Origin of the sequence: Parabacteroides goldsteinii (assembly GCF_020091425.1) — a bacterium.
Lineage (GTDB): Bacteria > Bacteroidota > Bacteroidia > Bacteroidales > Tannerellaceae > Parabacteroides > Parabacteroides goldsteinii.
In genome coordinates, this window is the sequence record NZ_CP081906.1 from 4959257 (window position 1) to 4979484 (window position 20228).

Consider the following 20228-nt stretch of genomic DNA (forward strand, 5'->3'; position numbering starts at 1 on the left):
ACCCTAACACGATATAGTATGAAACAAAAGAATTACGCCTTGCCACTGGCACTGATATTCAGCCTTTTCTTCCTGTGGGCAATCAGCAGCAACCTGCTGCCTACCATGATCAGACAATTGATGAAAACCTGCGAACTAAATACGTTCGAAGCCTCTTTCACCGAAACGGCCTACTGGCTGGCTTACTTTATCTTCCCGATACCGATTGCCATGTTCATGAAGCGGTACAGCTACAAGGCCGGCATCATCTTCGGACTGTTGCTGGCCGCTTTCGGAGGATTACTGTTTTTCCCGGCAGCCATGCTGAAAGAATATTGGGCGTACCTGACAATCTTCTTTATCATTGCAACCGGCATGTGTTTCCTTGAAACGGCTGCCAACCCGTATGTTACGGCTCTGGGAAATCCGGAGACGGCACCGCGCAGGCTAAACCTGGCCCAGTCGTTCAATGGGTTGGGGGCATTTATCGCCGCCATGTTTCTCAGTAAGTTGGTATTGAGCGGAGAACACTATACCCGGACCACCCTGCCCGCCGATTATCCCGGCGGCTGGGAAGCCTATATACAGTTTGAAACGGATTCGATGAAGCAACCGTATCTTATATTAGCACTTTTATTAATCATCATCGCGGTTGTATTCATCGTCTCCAAACTGCCCCGGATACAGGATGAGGAACACAGCGGAAAGGACAAAGACGGAAAGCTGATAGATTTCAGCGTATTGAAACGTTCACATCTGCGCTGGGGAGTGATTGCACAGTTCTTTTACAACGGGGGACAGACGGCCATCAACAGCCTGTTTCTGGTGTACTGTTGCAGTTATGCCGGTTTATCGGAATCCGTGGCAACGACTTTCTTCGGCCTGTATATGCTGGCTTTCCTTCTGGGACGTTGGATAGGAACGTTGCTGATGGTTAAATTCCGTCCGCAGGATATGCTGCTGGTCTATGCCCTGCTGAATGTCATACTCTGCGGTGTGATTGCATTATGCGGCGGCACGATCGGACTGTATGCCATGCTGGCTGTCTCGTTCTTCATGTCGATCATGTACCCGACACAGTTCTCGCTGGCACTGAAAGACCTGGGAGACAACACCAAGAGCGGAGCGGCTTTCCTTGTCATGGCGATTGTCGGAAACGCCTGCCTGCCCCAGTTGACAGCCTACGTGATGCATCATTTCGAAGCTATCTATTATACCGCTTATCTCATTCCGCAGGTTTGCTTCCTCTTCTGTGCTTACTACGGATGGAAAGGCTATAAAGTGGTCGATTAATTTATAATATATATAATGTATATGAAAGCAATACAAATTCCCGCTCCCTCAGCATTGCAGGTGGTCGATATAGCGAAACCGGAAGCAAAGAGCGGTGAAGTTCTTCTGAAAATCAAGTTTGTCGGATTCTGCGGTTCCGACCTGAACACATTCCTGGGACGTAACCCGATGGTAAAACTCCCTGTCATTCCCGGACATGAAGTCGGAGCCGTAATCGAAGCTATCGGCCCGGACGTCCCCGCCGGATTCGAGCCGGGCATGAGTGTAACTGTCAACCCTTACACCAACTGCGGTACATGTGCCGCCTGCCGCAACGGACAGGTAAATGCCTGCGAACATAATGAGACGTTCGGCGTACAACGCAACGGTGCCATGGGCGAATACCTGTCGCTCCCCTGGCAGAAGGTTATCCCGGCAGCCGGCATTTCTCCCCGCGACTGTGCCCTGATTGAGCCGATGAGCGTCGGTTTCCATGCCGTCTCCCGGGGACAGGTGACCGATATCGACACAGTCCTGGTAATCGGCTGCGGAATGATTGGCTGCGGAGCAATCGTACGTGCCGCCCTGCGGGGAGCCACCGTCATCGCGATGGACCTGGATGACGATAAGCTGGAACTGGCCAAACGTATCGGTGCCCGTTACACCATCAATTCACGCACGGAGAATGTGCATGAACGTTTGCTGGAAATGACGGATGGGTTAGGACCGGACGTAGTCGTCGAAGCCGTTGGAAGTCCAGCCACATATGTGACGGCAGTGAATGAAGTCGCATTCACCGGCCGGGTGGTATGCATCGGCTATGCCAAAAGCGAAGTGATTTTCCAGACCAAATACTTCGTGCAGAAAGAACTGGATATACGGGGTTCGCGCAATGCACTGCCGGAAGATTTCAGGGCCGTAGTCCGTTATCTCCAACAGGACAGTTGTCCGCGTGAAGACTTAATTTCCAGAATAGTAACACCCGAAGAGGCGCTGACAGCCATGCAGGAATGGAGTGCCGATCCGGGAAAAGTATTTCGTATTCTTGTAGAGTTCTGAGATATCAAAAAATTCATTATCTTCGCAAGGTTTCTCTAACAATAATCATGAATCGAGATAAGTTACCATGAAAAAGCTAATCAATCTAATTGTATTTATTTTAATCGCCGGCCTGAACGGCTGGGCGCAGGAGGCTACCGAAGTGATTCGGGTAGCTTGTGTAGGAAACAGTATTACTTTCGGAGCTGGTATTGCGAACCGCGACCGTGACAGTTATCCGTCGGTGCTCGGGCAAATGCTCGGACGGGGTTATGAAGTCCGCAACTTCGGGTTCAGTGCCCGCACCATGCTGATGAAAGGCGATCATCCTTACATGAAAGAGCAGATGTTTCAGGATGCCTTAAAGTACAATCCGGACATCGTCGTTATCAAATTGGGAACAAACGATTCCAAATCGTTCAACTGGAAATACAAGGCAGACCTGCCCAAGGATATTCAGACAATGGTCAGCGCCTTCAAGGCGATACCGTCCAAGCCGAAAATCTACCTGTGTTATCCCCCCAAAGCCTACCAGGTACAGTACAGTATTAACGACAGTATTATCGAACATGGCGTTATCCCTGTAATCGACCAGGTTGCGAAAAGAAACAAATTACCGGTCATCGATTTACACACGGCTCTAAGCGGTATGAAAGAGCATTTTCCTGACAACGTGCATCCCGACCCTGTCGGAGCACATAAGATTGCGGAAACGGTGTACAAGGCAATCACCGGACAGGAATCATCCCACCGGATGCAGGCCTTTCCCGGTTTCAAAAGCGAGTGGAACGGATGCGACCGCTACGACTTTCAGTTTAAAGGACGTGACGCAATCGTCGTCGTGCCGAAACAGGCAGCCAAAGGGAATCCGTGGATTTGGCGTCCCGCTTTCTTCGATGCTTTCCCCAGCGTAGATAAGGCCCTACTGGAAAAAGGATTCCATGTTGCCTATTATGATGTGACACATTGTTACGGCAACCCGCGTGCCGTTGCATGGGGTACGGACTTTTATAACTACATGAAAGACTATTACGGACTTTCACCGAAAGTAACCCTGGAAGGATTCAGCCGTGGCGGACTGTATGCGTTGAACTGGGCCGCTAAGAATACAGACAAAATAGCCTGTATCTATATCGACGCTCCCGTTTGCAACGTATTCAGCTGGCCGGGAAGAAAAAATGCAGCATTATGGAACGACCTGTTGAAGGAATGGAACCTGACGGACGAAGACATGAATTCATTCAAAGGCAACCCGATTGACAACCTGGAACCATTGGCTAAAGCTGGTATCCCTATCATCAGCGTTTGCGGAGATGCAGACAAGGTGGTTCCTTTCAAAGATAATATGGACATAGTCCGTTCCCGTTACCTGGCATTGGGCGGACCGGTTGAAGTGATTATCAAACCGGGTGTGGACCATCATCCGCACAGCCTCGAAAACCCGGAACCTGTCGTGGACTTTATCCTCCGCCATCAGCCGGAATATGAAAAGTACCTGCATTACAATGTGCGCGGCAGCCTGCAAAACTCATTCGTCAAGTTTGAGAAAGAACGCAAAGGCCGCGTCGCCTTCCTGGGCGGTTCCATTACGGAGATGAACGGTTGGAAGAACAGGATTGAAAAGCAGTTGCAACAACGTTTCCCCTACACCACATTCGAGTTCGTGGAAGCCGGCATCGGTTCCACCGGTACGACACCGGGTTCTTTCCGCCTGCAAAATGACGTGCTGTCGAAAGGAAAGATAGATTTGCTATTCGTTGAAGCAGCCGTAAACGACCATACCAACTATTTTACCCCACTGGAACAGGTGCGCGGTATGGAAGGCGAAGTACGTCATGCGTTACTGAGCAATCCTGAAATGGACATTATCATGTTGCATTTCATCTACGACCCGTTTATCCCAATGGTAGCGAAAAAGCAACAGCCAGACGTAGTCCTGAACCATGAACGGGTAGCCAACCATTACCTCATCCCGTCAGTCAACCTCGTGCAGGAAATAGGCGAACGGATGCAAGACGGCGAGTTCACCTGGGAACAGTTCGGCGGAACCCATCCGCTCCCGTTCGGACATACATTCTACGCCGCAGCCATCAACCACCTGTTCGACAGCATGTGGAAAGGAATTACTCCCGACAGCCCGGTGGTTGCCCATGAGATTCCGGAACAACCGCTCGACGAATACAGTTATTACAAAGGTGATTTCATCGACCTGAAAGAAGCGAAGCTGAATAAAGGCTGGAAATACGTTCCTTCCTGGCGGGCGGACAACAAATACGAAAAACGGAAAGGATTCGCAGACGTACCGATGCTCGAAGCAACCCGTCCCGGAGACAAACTGACACTCGATTTCACAGGAAAGGCAATCGGTATCTTCTGTACGCCCGGTCCAACAGCAGGCATCCTTGAATACAGTATCGACGGTGCCCCGTTCAAAAAGTTGGATACTTTCACTCAATGGAGCAAATATCTTTATATCCCCTGGGTATATATGTTTGAAACAGAATTAGACGACACAACCCATACACTGGTACTTCGCATCTCAAAAGACAAGAATCCCGATTCACTCGGTACGGAATGCCAGATACGTAACTTCGTCGTAAACAGATAAAAGTAAGATGAAAGAATTAAATAAACAAAACGTTCCGGTCATCACCCGGCCGGAGCGTATCATACAGTTTGGCGAGGGGAACTTCCTCCGGGCATTTGTAGACTGGATTATCTGGAATATGAATGCAAAAGCTGACTTCAACAGCGATGTCGTAGTCGTCCAGCCTATTGAAAAAGGAATGGTCGATATGTTGAACAAGCAGGACAACCTGTATCATGTCAACCTTCAGGGACTGGATAAAGGCGAAACCGTTAACAGTCTCGAACTGATCGACGTGATCAGCCGTTCACTGAATCCCTACACGGATTTCGAGGCATTCATCCGGCTGGCGGAACAACCGGAAATGCGTTTTGTCATCTCCAATACGACCGAAGCCGGAATCACTTTCGACCCGGCCTGTCGGTTGGAAGATGCTCCGGCAGCTTCCTATCCCGGTAAACTAACCCAATTATTATACCACCGCTTCAAAACGTTCAACGGAGATAAAAGCAAAGGCCTGATTATCTTTCCCTGCGAACTCATCTTCCTGAACGGACACAAACTGAAAGAAACAATTTACCAGTATATCGACCTATGGCAACTGGGTAAAGAGTTCAGGAATTGGTTTGAAGAAGCCTGCGGCGTTTATGCCACTTTAGTCGACCGCATCGTCCCCGGCTTCCCCCGCAAAGACATCGACGCGATCAAAGAGAAACTGCAATACAACGATAACCTGGTGGTGCAGGCTGAGATATTCCATCTATGGGTTATCGAAGCGCCACAGGAGATTGCCAACGAATTTCCTGCCGACAAAGCGGGACTGAATGTCCTGTTTGTTCCATCCGAAGCACCGTATCATGAACGGAAAGTGACGCTGCTGAACGGCCCGCATACAGTCCTGTCACCGGTTGCCTTCCTTTCAGGAATCGACATTGTGCGGGATGCCTGTCAGGATGAAGTCGTCGGAAAATACATCCGTAAGGTAATGTTCGAGGAACTGATGGAAACATTGAACCTACCTAAAGCGGAACTGGAAAAGTTCGCCAACGATGTGCTGGAACGTTTCAATAACCCGTTTGTCGACCATCAGGTTACTTCTATCATGTTGAATTCTTTCCCAAAATTCCAGACACGCGACCTGCCGGGATTGAAAGAATACCTGAAACGAAAAGGAAAACTTCCGGAAGGACTCGTCCTGGGACTGGCAGCCATCTTAACCTACTACAAAGGTGGCAACCGGGCAGACGGAACTGCAATCGTTCCAAATGACGACCCAAAAAACATCTCCCTGATGAAAACCCTTTGGGCGACAGGCTCCACGCGAGAAGTTGCCGATAAAATCCTGGCAGCAGAAGAGATTTGGGGAGAAAACCTGAACGGAATACCCGGCCTGGCCGATAAAATAGTCTACTACCTGGATGCCATTCAGGAAAAAGGAATGCGCGAAGTCGTAAAAGAGATTCTCTGATGAAAAAATACATCCAAATAAACCCTGCCGATAATGTGGTCGTAGCCGTCGATACGCTATCGGCAGGAGATAATATAACTGTCGGAACTACCGTCACTGTCCGCGAAGAAATTCCGGCCGGTCACAAAGTGGCGCTGCAAAACTTTAAAACAGGCGAGTCCATCATCAAGTACGGTTTCCCTATCGGACATGCCCGGAAGGAGATACCCACAGGTTCCCTGGTAAACGAGAAGAATATCAAAACGAACCTGGAAGGTTTGCAGGACTATACCTGGCAACCGCAGGACACGACTTTGGACATTCCCGACAAAGGTCTGACCTTTAACGGCTACCGTCGCAGGAACGGCGATGTGGGAATCCGTAACGAGATATGGATTATCCCCACGGTAGGCTGTGTAAATGGCATCGTAAACCAACTGGCAGAAACGCTCCGACAGGAAACTTCGGGAAAAGACGTCGATGCCATCGTTGCCTTCCCCCATAATTACGGTTGTTCACAATTAGGCAACGACCACGAAAATACCCGTAAGATATTACGTGACATGGCGAAGCATCCGAATGCCGGCGCTGTGTTAATTGTCGGACTAGGCTGCGAAAACAACCAGCCGGATGCTCTCCGCGAATTTCTCGGAGAATACGATACCGAACGCATCCGTTTCATGGTTTGCCAGCAAGTAAAGGATGAACACGAAGAAGGAATGAATATCCTGCGGGAATTATACACAATCGCCTCGACCGATAAACGGACAGCCATTCCCATGAGCGAACTGCGCGTCGGACTGAAATGCGGTGGCTCGGACGGTTTCTCCGGCATCACGGCCAATCCGTTGCTGGGTGTCTTCTCCGACTTCCTGGTTGCACAGGGAGGAACAACCGTTCTGACGGAAGTCCCCGAAATGTTCGGTGCGGAAACATTGTTGATGAACCGTTGCGCGACAGAAGAGTTGTTCAACAAAACCGTCCGTCTGATTAACGATTTCAAAGCCTATTTCCTGGAAAACAAGCAGCCGGTCTACGAGAATCCCTCGCCGGGAAATAAAGCCGGAGGAATCTCCACACTGGAAGAAAAGTCATTGGGATGCACGCAAAAGTCCGGTAAATCCGGAGTAAAAGATGTCCTCATGTACGGAGACCAACTAACCACCCGCGGACTAAACCTGTTAAGTGCCCCGGGCAATGACCTGGTAGCCAGCACAGCACTGGCAGCTTCCGGTTGCCACATGGTACTCTTCACCACCGGACGCGGAACACCTTTCGGCACGTTTATCCCCACTGTCAAGATATCGACAAACACCGCTCTATCGGAAAACAAACCCGGCTGGATTGACTTTAATGCCGGAACATTGGTGGAGGGTGAATCGATGGAAACCCTCAGCGAGCAGTTTATCCGATTCATATTGGAAGTTGCCAGCGGCCGTTTCGTAAACAACGAAAAGAAAGGATACCGGGAAATTGCCATCTTCAAATCCGGAGTCACTCTCTAAGTGGCTAGCAGATAAAAATTTTTCAGACAGCCTTTCCCATTTCGTATGCCTGCTTTAACGCGGGATGACTTTCGGTTTCGCCCGGTCCACCAACCCCACCGGCGAATACCGTTCCTGCAAGACGAGCCTTTTCGAAACAGTCGATCCATCCAGTGAGCCCTGCAACAGCACGTTCCGGTACATACTCCTCATTTTCCGCTGCGCTGGTCAGCATGTAAATATCACGGAAACGATAGTCGGAAGGATAAAGCGGATTGGCACGGTCAAGCAATGTTTTGAGCTGTCCGCACATTTCATAGTAATAAATGGGTGTTGCGAATGCGATTTCATCGGCATCGTGCATTTTTTCCACGATGGCTGGAGCATCATCTTTGATGACACATTTTTGTGTTTTCTGACAGTTGAGACAGCCTTTACAGAAATGTATCTCCTTATCTTTTAGGGTTATTTTCTCAACTTCATTTCCCGCTTCGGCAGCCCCGCGAATAAATTCGTCCGCCAAGGCTTCCGAGTTACTCCGCAAACGGAGACTTGATGATATGACTAATACTTTTTTCATATTTTTCAAAAGTTCAATATTCTTCTTATTATTTGATGTTGTTTTTTGTAGATTTAATGAATCGTAAAGCCACCGTCTACCAGTAAAGCATGACCATGCACAAAACTGGAGGCCGGACTGCAGAGCCACAACACTGCATCTGCTATCTCTTCCGGCTTACCTAAACGTCCGGCCGGTATATCACGGACCAGTTCTTTTTCTAATTGCGGGTTTCTACGTATTAATTCTTCTGCCATCGGAGTAAGTATTACCCCCGGACAAACGGCATTGATCCGGATTCCTTTTGCTGCGTAGTCCATAGCTGCCGTACGTGTCATGCCAATAACACCATGTTTGCAGGAAATATAGGCAGCCTGTCCGGCGAAAGCTGTTACTCCTCCTTGCGAAGAGGTATTGACAATAGCTCCACCTCCTTGTTTTAGCATCTGCCCGATTTCGAATTTCATACAGTTCCATACCCCTTTGAGGTCGACTGCAACAGTACGGTCAAACTCATCGTCCGTAATTTCCGCCATCGGGCGTTGCGGTGTTTGAATGCCTGCATTGTTAAGTGCTGCATCCAGGCGTCCATATGTCGAGACTATCCAATCGATCATTTCCTTCACTGCCTGCACATCCGATACGTCACATTGATAAGCTACAGCATCATATCCGGCATCAATAAGTTTTCGAGCCTGCTCTTCCGGCTTTTGAATATCCGCCATTATAACGGTTGCCCCTTCACGGGCAAATGCTTCTGCACAAGCAAGTCCAATCCCCATTCCGGAGCCTGTAACCATGACAATTCTTTTTTCCATTGTTTTTCTGTTTTTATCTATGTTCAAAGATTTCTTTAATTTTACAGAGGCAAAGGTAAAGGCTTATGTTGCTTTGTTTTGTAGATAAATTACAGATGTTCTAACCTTGATTACAGATTTGTGGAGTAGATTACACTTCATCAATGCTTGAACAAGCAAAGGCAAAAGCCTCAGGAACGGGACTGGTAAGGAAGATGCAAACGTGCCGGTAGAAGGTGTTTATGACTTACAGGAACGATTCGAAGTCTGTAATAAAACAAACCTGAACATACATATTTTAGAAAACCACAATCATGATCTGAACTTTCAGGATTGGTTGATTCATAAAAAATGGTCTGAAGGATTTAGACTACTATTTAGTGTGGCAAAAGAATTATCTCTTTAAGGCCCCTCTTTAACCGGTCCAGACCGTCTATCAGCACCTGACGGGGGCAGGCTATATTCAGACGGATAAAACCTTCACCCGCCTCACCATACATGCTTCCTTCATTTACCCAAAGCTTTTCGTCTTCCAGAAGTATTTCCACTATCTCTTTCGAGCGCCGTTTCAGTATCGAGCAATCCACCCATACCAGGTATGTGCCTTCCAGTATCACTACAGGGAATTCCGGGAGGTACTCATTGAAGTAGGCTTTCAGATAATTGTAATTTATCGCCAGATAATGTTTCAATTCTTCCAGCCATTCCTCTCCGTCGTTGTAAGCGGCCATCAGTGCTTCCACTCCGAACGGATTCACATCACAAACTTCGTTGATATTGATGGCTTTGTCTATTTTCATACGCATATATTCATCCGCCGAGATAATATTGGCAATCTGTAGTCCTGCCAGGTTAAATGCTTTGCTTGGAGACGTGCATGTGACGGAATGCATCAGGAATTCTTCCGAGATAGAAGCGAAAGGAGTATAGGTATGTCCCGGATAAACCAGCTCACAATGAATCTCATCCGCTATAACAATCACATCGTTGCGGAGACAAATCTCACCGATACGTGTCAGTTCCTGCCGGGTCCAGACTCTCCCTGCCGGATTATGGGGGTTGCAAAGAAGTAACAGCTTTACTTTCGGATCAGAAGCTTTTTGCTCCAATCCGGCGAAATCGATACGGTAAGTTTCGTTTATATAAAGAAGGGGATTTTCCACTATTTCGCAACCATTATTGCGGATGGAAGAGAAAAAACAATTATAAACCGGGGGTTGTACCAGAATGCAGTCTCCCGGAACGGTGAGTGCCTTGATAACGGCTGACAATGCCGGTACGACGCCCGAAGTATAAATAATCCAGTCTTTTTCAATCTGCCAGCCGTGCCGCCGGGCAAACCAATCCGTTATTGCCTCATAATAAGCCGGAGGCACTTTTGTGTAACCGAAGATACCGTGTTCCACCCGTTTGCGCAGAGCCTCCACCACAGCGGGAGCCGTACGGAAATCCATATCGGCAACCCACATCGGTAGAACATCATCGTCGTGTGCCGTATCCCATTTGTAGGAATTGGTAGCACGCCGGGGAGTTATTTTATCGAAAACATATTTCATGCGCTGAAGCAAGTTCTGTTGTCCCATAATTTCAGTTCGCAGTCGGCAGGAGCTTTGATATTTCTATCAATGATGATCTCACCGTAACTCTCTGCCAGAATAATACCGGCACGCGGATTCTTCACGCTATGAACAGGACTGTTGATAGTGGCATCCACACTGCTATATTCAAAACACAGGTCGGCATCATCACCCATTATGCAATCCTCCATAATGAGATTATGGGCGTAACAGAGCGGTTGCGTACCAGAAATCTTACAGTTCACCAGCCGAAGATTGCGTGAATGCCAGCCTAGATACTCTCCATTCAGTTCTGAATCGTATACCGTTACATTTTCCGTATTCCAGAAAGCATCTTTCGAGTTGATAACGGCGTTGCGGATTTCCACATTTTTGTAGTACTGGAAAGAATAATTCCCATTCTGGCTATAGTTCTCGATACGGATATCCTCACTGTGCATGAATAGATAATCGGCCTTGTCTATCTGTACATTTTTCAGTGCCACGTTGCGGCAATGCCACAGAGTTTCCAGGGCATTGGGAAGTTGTACATTTTCCAACCTGATTCCGTCCATTTCACGGAACATCTTCGGGGCCTCTACTACCGTATCCGTCATTTGGAGATTTTGGGAATACCACAGGGCCGCCCGTGCTCCCTCCGTAAAAAGGCAATTCTTTACAATAAAGCCATTAGTATGCCAGAAAGGATATTTACCTTCAAACCGGCAGTTTACGGCAATGATATTACTGCATTCTTTCAGTGCGGACTCGCCTGTATGAATGGTTACATTTTCCAGTTGCAAGTCGTGTGTAGCGAATAGAGGACGTTCGCCTCCGAATTCTTTGTTTTTAATTATTTCCATGATATAATATTTAATTGTTTCGTTATTCATTTTATAATTCCAGTCCCATTCAATAGGCATTGTCAAGATGTTTTAGGAGGATTATCTAACTATATTGTTTCTACGTTGCAAAATTACGGGAAGAAAAAGACTTCCTTTGTAGATAAATTACAGACATCACTACCTCAATTACTGATTATCTCTTTATTCACGGAATGATATTCGCCTTTCACCCAATCCAAATCTTCCACAGTTACTTTTCACTGTCTTCTGAATTATTTTTCCGTTTCACATAAATAATCGTTCGACATATGTTCTTTATTCATTCGACAGTTATCGAATGATTATGCGACAGATGTTAAATGCATAAAGAATAATTGTCGAATGAAAAGTTATTTTAAACCAATAATAACCATACGATTAAAAAGAATATATATATATGTTTGCGACATTATTAGAGACACCTAATTTTGTTTTTTTGTAGGCTCTCATGTTCTTTTTGGTGTTCTTAACTAAAACAAACGCTTGAAAATCTGCAATTTAGCCAAAAGAAGGTTGTGTCCCTACGGTATCTCCTCCCTTTTACGTATCTTTGTTTAGGAAAAGGAGGTTATACGGAACGTAAAATCATACATATAGATATGGATGCATTCTATGCATCGGTCGAACAGCGGGATAATCCGGAGCTGCGGGGAAAAGCGCTGGCGGTCGGTTATTCGGAAGAGCGCGGCGTGGTTGCCGCGGCCAGTTATGAGGCACGTAAATACGGTGTCCGTTCCGCCATGTCGTCACAAAAAGCCAAGCGCTTATGTCCTCACCTGATTTTTGTACCGGGCAGAATGAGCGTATATAAAGAAGTTTCTTCACAAATCCACGAGATTTTCCATGAGTATACGGATATCATCGAACCGCTTTCGCTGGATGAAGCCTTCCTCGATGTGACGGAAAATAAAAAGCAAATCCCCCTGGCTGTCGACATTGCCAAAGAAATCAAACAACGGATAAGACAAGAACTGCATCTGGTCGCCTCCGCCGGTATTTCATACAATAAATTCCTGGCTAAAATCGCCTCCGATTACCGTAAGCCGGACGGCCTTTGCACCATCCATCCGGCTCAGGCACTCGACTTTATCGCCCGGCTACCTATTGAGTCATTCTGGGGTGTGGGTCCGGTCACTGCCAAAAAAATGCACACATTAGGCATTCATAACGGTGCCGAATTACGGGACTGTTCGCTGGAAATGCTGAGCCGCCAGTTCGGTAAAGCAGGCAGTCTGTATTACGAATGTGCCCGGGGAATAGACCTTCGCCCGGTAGAAGCCGTCCGTATCCGTAAATCCGTCGGGTGTGAGCATACATTGGAAAAGGATATTTCCCGTACCTCTTCCGTCATCATCGAGCTTTATCATGCTGCTACCGAATTAATCGGCCGCCTGCAACGGACAGGCTTCAAAGGGAACACACTGACATTAAAGATTAAATTCCATGATTTCACCCTGAAAACGAAAAGTATCACGCAACCCCATGAACTCATCACCCTGAATGATATTCTTCCCCTGGCTAAACAACTGCTCAGGGAAGTGGATTACGCAACCAACCCCATCCGGCTAATCGGCCTTTCCGTTTCAAATCCATTGGAAGAGCGTGAGGAAACAGAAAGAAAAGAACGGTGGGAACAGTTAAGTTTGGAGTTCAGCGATTGGAAAGTTTCATATTAAAGCTATATTTGCACAGAAATCTAAAAGGGATACTATTATATGCACAAGCGGTTCCTCTCCATATCCGGGCAAACCGATGACGAGTTACTTATTCTTTTGCAAAAAGGAAATGAGAGGGCTTTTACTGCTATTTACGAACGCTACCACAAGCTGCTCTATGTGTTGGCATACAAATATTTAAAAGATAATGACACCGCAAAAGACGCTGTCCAGCAGATATTTCTGAAACTCTGGGAATCGCGTTCCCTGTTCAGCATCCATATCAACCTGAGAAACTACCTGTACACCATGTTGAAAAACCATCTCCTGAACGAGATACGCAACAACTACACCGCTCTGGAGAAGAATTACGAACTGGCACAGGAAACAATCGAATATGAAAACGAAATATTATCGAAACTGGAAGAGAAGGAAATGACCGAGCAACTGTACCGGGCCATCGACGGCCTGCCGGAACAAAAGAAAGCAGTCTGCCTGTACAAGCTGAAAGACAGTTTATCCAATCAGGAAATCGCAGAAAAAATGCAGATATCCATACCGACTGTCAAAACCCATTACTCGCAGGCTATCAAGCTGCTCCGTGAACATTTCGATAAGTTACTAATCCTATTGCTCTCCTCTCTTTTCTCCTGAAAAGAAAAAAAGAGTAGCAAACACTCATACCATCCACCCAGTTATGTGTCAATTAAGAAAACAGGAATAAAATGAAAGCACCAGATAAACATATCATCGACAGGACCCTGAACAACACGGCCACCCCGGAGGAAGCCCGCCAGGTAATCCGCTGGTTCTCCACGCCCGAGGGTACAAAATATCTGTCCTCCTTAATGGATGAGGACGCAGAAAAGATACAGCCGGGCAACGAAGAACTGTATGCCGAACGCAGCATCCCTTCCGATGAAATGTATCAGTATATCATGAAGAGAATCCAACTCCGGAAAAGAAAACGGATGCTTTTCCGGGCAGCCGCCATTCTCATTCCATTACTATTATTCCTCGGTCAATTCTGGTATATAGATAAACGTATCGACCTGTTTGCCGATTCCGGCTACGAAGAGATATATGTTCCCAAAGGTGAACGTATGCAACTGATTTTCCAGGATGGTTCCAAGGCCATGCTCAATGCCGAGACACGCATCAAATACCCTCGAAAGTTCGGTTTCAACGAGCGTAAAGTCGAATTGGAGGGAGAAGCGTTTTTTGAAGTGTCTCCAAACAAAGATCGCCCATTTATTGTAGATCTGAAAGATGTCAGTGTAAAAGTATTAGGTACAACATTTGATGTAAAAGCATATATTACAGATCCGAATATTTTTGTTTCACTGGAAACCGGGAAAGTAGCACTAGCTAACAATACTCGTCCGCTTGGTCATCTAAAACCGGGGGATAAAGCAACATACAATCGTAAAACAGGCTTATGTAAAATATCCAGACCCGAAAACATAGAACAGAACTCTGCCTGGAAACAGAATCAGATCATATTCAATAATACTCCTCTATCTGAAGTCATAGAAACCCTGTCACGCTGGTATAATGTAGAGTTCACTGTTGTGGATTCTTCTGCTCTATATTACAACTATACATTGACTTCGACCAATCAAGAACTTCAGATAATACTTAAAGATCTTGAGAAAATAACGCCGATACAATTTACAGAGGAAGAAGGTATTATTAAAATAAAAAGAAAAAAATAAGACATTTTACATTTCTGACTCATACTTTTTCTCTTATCATGTGTCTATTATACAAAGCACTGGTAAGACTCATTCTTATCAGAGGAAATCGAGATAAGACTATTTTGTTTAACGACCTTTTAAAATAAAGACTGTATGAACAACACAACCTAACAAGCTCAAAAAACAACCGGAAATGTCCCCACATTCCCGGTTATTCGCAGTACTGAAATTTAGTTCAATTTCTAATACATTAATTCATTTCAAAAGTATGAAAAAAAATTATTTGTGCCTCATATCCAGGTACCTTTTAATATTAATTGAGAAAATTCCGAATGCAATGAAACTGACATTCTTTTTTCTGGTTATTTCTTTGTTAACTTTCACAGTAAAGGCTTCTGCTCAAAAAGTGTCTATTTCCTTTAATAATGCAAAGGTAGAAAAAGTACTATCTTCCATTTCCAAGCAAACAGGACTTAGTATAGCATATAGCAAACAGATTGTAAATCTGGACAGAAAAGTTAGTATTAAAGTTGAAAATGCAAATGTTAATCTGGTATTGGAAAAACTTATAGCAGATACTAATTTAAATTATGAAATCAAAGACAACAAGATCTATCTTTTCGAGAAGGAATCGGACGGATCGACTCCCGTAACGACACAAAAGAAAAAAATAACCGGAGTTGTTACCGATTCCAACGGAGAGACGATTATTGGTGCTAACATCATCATTAAGGGAACAAACATCGGTACAACTACAAATATCGATGGTAAATTCTTTCTGGAAGTCTCCCCAAACGATCTGTTAGTGGTTTCTTACTTAGGCTATGAGTCTCAGACTATCTCTGTCAGCAACAAAACGAATTTTACAATTAAACTGTCTGAAGATCAATTAGCATTAGATGAAGTTATCGTTGTTGGATATGGTGTTCAACAAAAAGCGAATCTATCCGGAGCTGTAGCCCAATTAGACAGTAAAGAACTGAGCAATCGCCCAATCACAAACATCTCATCCGGCATTCAAGGATTAATGCCCGGTGTAACCGTCACGACGTCAGAAGGACGTCCAGGACAAGATAACGGTTCAATCCGCATACGTGGTGTAGGGACATTAAATTCTTCAGACCCTTATGTCCTTATTGACGGAATAGAAAGTGGCTCTATGAACTCCATAGATCCGAATGACATTGAAAGCATCACTGTTTTAAAAGATGCTTCTTCTGCTGCAATTTACGGTTCCAAAGCATCGAACGGTGTTATATTGATCACTACTAAACGAGGAAAAACCGGTAAACCTCAAATATCTTATAATGGATATGTTGGGATCCAAAACCCTACCGCAATGATCGATCTTCTATCTTCGGCTGATTATGCAACATTATACAACCAGGCATTAACGGCAGAAGGAAAAAATCCCCGTTTCGATGAAAAAGAAATTCAGAAATTCAGAGACGGCTCAGATCCTTACAAATATCCTAACACGGACTGGCAAGATCTGGCATTCAGGACTGGGGTACAACATCAGCACAATGTAAACATTAGTGGAGGTACCGATAATATAAGATATCTGGCATCTGTAGGATATTTAAATCAATCTGGGATTCTGAGAAACTCCTCCAGAAACCAATTCAATGCACGGACAAATCTGGATATAAAACTTTCAGAAAAATTAAATGTCCGAATGAATATGGCTTATTTTAATAACACATATTCTGATCCAAATAGTTGTATTATCCCAGGTAATTCGAATTTACTGATTCGTGAAGTAAATATTGTAGCTCCCTGGATCCCATACAAAAACGAAGATGGAAGTTATGGAACCGTTTCAGATGGAAACCCTATAGCATGGTTGGATATGGATCAAACAGTAGACAACAATATCCAGAATTTCTCCGGAACTGTAGCTGTAGATTATCAAATAATTGATGGGCTTAAGGCCTCCGTACAAGGAGCATATATCACAAATAACCAGCACTACAAATCGTTTGTAAAAGATATACAATATAACCCGATTAAATATCACGGTCCGAACGAATTAACAGAAACTGTTTATAACTGGAACCGCTCCAATCTGGATGTGCTATTGAATTATGATAAAAAGCTCAACCTACATGGACTAAAAGTATTACTAGGTTATCATTTGGAGAAATATAATTATTATGAAAACACAATGTTCCGTAAAAGTTTTCCAAACAACGATCTTACAGATATGAATGCAGGTACAGCCTCTACACAAACCAATGGTGGTTTTACACGCGAGTTAGCCATGTTATCCTATTTTGGACGTATCAATTATGATTACGACAATAAATACTTATTCGAAGCAAACATCAGAGCTGATGCTTCTTCCCGCTTCAGCCCAGATAATCGTTGGGGATATTTTCCTTCTTTATCAGCTGCCTGGCGCCTAAGCGAGGAAGATTTTATGGAAAACACGAATGAATGGATGAACAACCTGAAAATAAGGGGTTCATGGGGCTTTCTAGGAAATCAGAATGCACTAAATGATTATTATCCATGGATGAATACCTATTCTATTGGGGCTAATTACCCGTTCAATAACAATTTATCAACAGGATATTATCAGAAAAACTACAGACTTGCAAGTATATCCTGGGAAAAGGCACGTACATGGGGCATTGGTCTTGATATGACCTTAATGAATAAAATAAATTTCTCTATGGATTATTACGACCGCAAAACGACGGATATCATCATGGATGTTCCTGTTCCCTCTGAATTTGCACTAGGTGCATATAAAGATAATGTAGGAGCAATGGTTAACCGTGGTATTGAAATTGCACTTGGATACAATAACAGATGGAAAGACTGGAGCCTGTCTGTTAACGGTAATTTTACATATAACCGGAATGAGATCATGAATTTGGGAGGTGTACAACGTATGATTAACGGAAATGATATTAAACAAATAGGTTCACCGATTAATTCATACTATGCATACAAGGCTGTTGGATTTTTCCAGTCAGATGCAGAAGCACAAGCATATATGGATAAATACAAAGGGAAAGAGGGTTATCCGTTTACATCAGACTTCAAAGCTGGAGATATTATATACTCAGACACAAACGGAGACGGAAAAATGACCTCAGAAGATCGCGTTATTTGCGGTAGTAAAGACCCCAAATTCACCTATGGGTTAAATATTAATGCAGGATGGAGGGGTTTTGACCTTTCTGCCATATTTACAGGAGCTGCCGGAGTTTCCCGCTTCTTCAACACACAAATGTATGGTGAATTTTCCGGAGATACCACTCATCCGTCTACAGCATGGTTGGATGCCTGGTCTACAGAAAACCCTGATGGGAAAATGCCCCGGGTTGCAGTAAACTCACCCAGTAGCTCTATGAATACAGTCTCTACATTTTGGATACAAAATGCAAACTTCCTCAGAATGAAAAGTATTCAGCTAGGTTATACATTTCCCTCTGAATGGATAAAACCATCAGGATTATCCAACTTGAGAATATACTATTCCGGTGAAAATCTTTTTACAATCGATAATTTAATGATCAATGTAGATCCGGAAGCTCCGGAGGGACGCGGATCACATTATCCACTGGTACAAACTCATTCTATCGGTGTTAATTTAACATTCTAAATTACATAACTATAAATTATACATCATGAAACATTTATTATCATATATATTGATCAGTTCTACCATTGTTGTATCTACTACATCCTGTTCTGATTTTCTCGATACTGCACCTTATGATGCATTATCTCCAGCTACTACCTGGAATAGTGAAACTGATGCCAGAAGTTTTGCTGTCGGTTGTTACAATAAATGGCTTGACGGATACACAATTCTCTATCAGGACTGCGCTTCCGATATTGGTTACAATAATTTCCCCTGGGAAAAATGGACAGTACACGGAAATGGAAAGCTCAGTGCTTCCAATACTGGTGCCAGTTTCTACGATTTCACAACAATTCGTCGTTGTAATGATTTCCTGGAAAACATAGAAAACATATCATTTACTGACGAAGCGGAAAAAAAAGACTTGATTTCCCAAATAAGAGCAATACGGGCCTATAAGTATTTTGAAATGAACTTCTGGTATGGTGGTGTTCCCATTATAGCATCCTATACTACTGCTGAAGAAGCAAAAGTTCCCCGTAATACGGAAGAAGAAGTAAAAAAATATATTTATGATGAATTGGATGCTTTGATCCCAGACCTGAAAGAAACACCATCTGAATCGGGGAGAGTGGCTAAAGCTACCGGTTTGGCAATCAAAATGAGATCTGCTCTCTACTGGGGAGATTATCAACGTGCTAAAGATGCTGCTCAGGCAATTATAGACATGAAAAAATATGATCTGCATCCTAACTATGCAGAGCTATTCACATTAAAGGGGAAAAGTTCGAATGAAATAATTTTGTCTGTGCAATATCTCGAAAACCTCCAAGGATTAGGAGTTATCGGACAAATGTATAACAACGTAGATGGAGGATGGTCGTCTATCGTTCCAACCCAGAATTTAGTAGATATGTATGAAATGAAGGATGGATCGACAAAAGAGGAATCAGATATATACGACCCTAAATATCCCTTCAAAGATAGAGATCCTAGAATGGAAATGACAATTTTGTTCCCTGGACAAATGTGGCAGGCGCAAGGAAAAGATGCTGTAGTTCTTAATACTTTAGACAAAGAAATTAATGGCATCAGCAATGACAATTATCCTGAAGGATTAGATAATGCATCTAAAACGGCTCTTTCATGGTCTAAGTATCTGGCACCAATGGATCAATATAGCAATATATGGGACACAGGTGCTTGCCCAATCGTATTTCGCTATGCGGAGGTTTTACTTTCCTTTGCTGAAGCAGAAAACGAACTGAATGGTCCATCAGATGATGTGTATAAAGTACTGGACAAAATCCGTGCCCGAGTAAGCATGCCGACTGTAAACCGGACTAAGTACGGAACTAAAGAAACACTTCGAGAACTGATCAGAAGAGAAAGAACAATAGAATTGGCAGGAGAAGGCCTTCGCAAAGCAGACATCCTCCGATGGAAAGATTCCTCGGGGAAAATGCTGGCAGAAAACTTGCTGAATAGTAATTTATACCGTATTACGGGGACAATAAATTACAACGAAGCAGATCCATATAAAAGAGCTGTAATCGAACCAGGAGTTTTATCTCTGATCGAAACCCGGAAATTCGCTCCTTACAATCGATATTTGCCTATTCCACAGTCAAGTATTGATAAGAATCCGAATCTTAAACAAAATCCAGGTTATTAA

Annotated in this window: 14 protein-coding genes; 10 read left to right on the forward strand and 4 right to left on the reverse strand. The window is 44.4% G+C overall.

Features of this window, described 5'->3' with window-relative positions; translation table 11 throughout:
- The first annotated feature begins 18 nt into the window (after positions 1–18).
- The 5 genes from fucP to K6V26_RS20825 all read left to right on the forward strand — a co-directional run bounded on the left by fucP (position 19) and on the right by K6V26_RS20825 (position 7828).
- Positions 19–1272, forward strand: coding sequence for an L-fucose:H+ symporter permease (gene fucP, locus K6V26_RS20805; RefSeq protein WP_046145677.1), 1254 nt, complete (start codon positions 19–21; stop codon positions 1270–1272).
- Between the two features lie 21 nt (positions 1273–1293).
- Positions 1294–2310: a zinc-binding alcohol dehydrogenase family protein gene (locus tag K6V26_RS20810; protein ID WP_224263729.1), complete on the forward strand. Its 1017-nt coding sequence runs from the start codon at positions 1294–1296 to the stop codon at positions 2308–2310.
- Positions 2311–2377: 67 nt separating this feature from the next.
- Positions 2378–4897, forward strand: a complete 2520-nt coding sequence (locus tag K6V26_RS20815; protein WP_224263730.1) for an alpha/beta fold hydrolase — start codon at positions 2378–2380, stop codon at positions 4895–4897.
- Between the two features lie 7 nt (positions 4898–4904).
- Positions 4905–6344, forward strand: coding sequence for a tagaturonate reductase (locus tag K6V26_RS20820; RefSeq protein WP_224263731.1), 1440 nt, complete (start codon positions 4905–4907; stop codon positions 6342–6344).
- Positions 6344–7828: a UxaA family hydrolase gene (locus tag K6V26_RS20825; RefSeq protein ID WP_394373098.1), complete on the forward strand. Its 1485-nt coding sequence runs from the start codon at positions 6344–6346 to the stop codon at positions 7826–7828. The genes K6V26_RS20820 and K6V26_RS20825 overlap by 1 nt, the downstream gene beginning before the upstream one ends.
- Before the next feature lie 22 nt (positions 7829–7850).
- Here the strand turns inward: K6V26_RS20825 and K6V26_RS20830 are convergent, their stop codons facing one another.
- The 4 genes from K6V26_RS20830 to K6V26_RS20845 form a co-directional block, all read right to left on the reverse strand.
- Positions 7851–8387, reverse strand: coding sequence for a flavodoxin family protein (locus K6V26_RS20830; RefSeq protein ID WP_009860766.1), 537 nt, complete (start codon positions 8385–8387; stop codon positions 7851–7853).
- A 53-nt stretch (positions 8388–8440) separates the two neighbouring features.
- On the reverse strand, positions 8441–9184 hold the full coding sequence (locus K6V26_RS20835) for an SDR family NAD(P)-dependent oxidoreductase (RefSeq protein WP_009860765.1): 744 nt from the start codon (positions 9182–9184) through the stop codon (positions 8441–8443).
- A gap of 356 nt (positions 9185–9540) precedes the next feature.
- A complete protein-coding gene (locus K6V26_RS20840; protein WP_122326798.1) occupies positions 9541–10719 on the reverse strand; it encodes a MalY/PatB family protein in 1179 nt (392 codons plus the stop codon).
- The gene (locus K6V26_RS20845) at positions 10716–11582 is read right to left on the reverse strand and encodes a DUF3737 family protein (RefSeq protein WP_224265860.1); all 867 of its coding nucleotides are present in this window, start codon (positions 11580–11582) and stop codon (positions 10716–10718) included. Before K6V26_RS20845 ends, K6V26_RS20840 begins: the two co-directional genes overlap by 4 nt.
- 620 nt (positions 11583–12202) lie before the next feature.
- On the opposite strand from K6V26_RS20845, the gene dinB reads away from it, so the two are divergent.
- The 5 genes from dinB (at position 12203) to K6V26_RS20870 (ending at position 20228) form a co-directional block, all read left to right on the forward strand.
- A complete protein-coding gene (gene dinB, locus K6V26_RS20850; protein ID WP_122326851.1) occupies positions 12203–13279 on the forward strand; it encodes a DNA polymerase IV in 1077 nt (358 codons plus the stop codon).
- A gap of 39 nt (positions 13280–13318) precedes the next feature.
- Positions 13319–13912, forward strand: coding sequence for an RNA polymerase sigma factor (locus tag K6V26_RS20855; protein WP_009860761.1), 594 nt, complete (start codon positions 13319–13321; stop codon positions 13910–13912).
- A gap of 71 nt (positions 13913–13983) precedes the next feature.
- Complete coding sequence (locus tag K6V26_RS20860; protein ID WP_224263733.1) at positions 13984–14973, forward strand: FecR family protein; 990 nt, start codon at positions 13984–13986, stop codon at positions 14971–14973.
- Positions 14974–15223: 250 nt separating this feature from the next.
- Positions 15224–18571 carry a TonB-dependent receptor gene (locus K6V26_RS20865; RefSeq protein WP_010801387.1) on the forward strand — a complete coding sequence of 1116 codons (3348 nt, stop codon included), beginning with the start codon at positions 15224–15226 and terminating at the stop codon, positions 18569–18571.
- A 25-nt stretch (positions 18572–18596) separates the two neighbouring features.
- Positions 18597–20228, forward strand: coding sequence for a RagB/SusD family nutrient uptake outer membrane protein (locus tag K6V26_RS20870; protein WP_009860758.1), 1632 nt, complete (start codon positions 18597–18599; stop codon positions 20226–20228).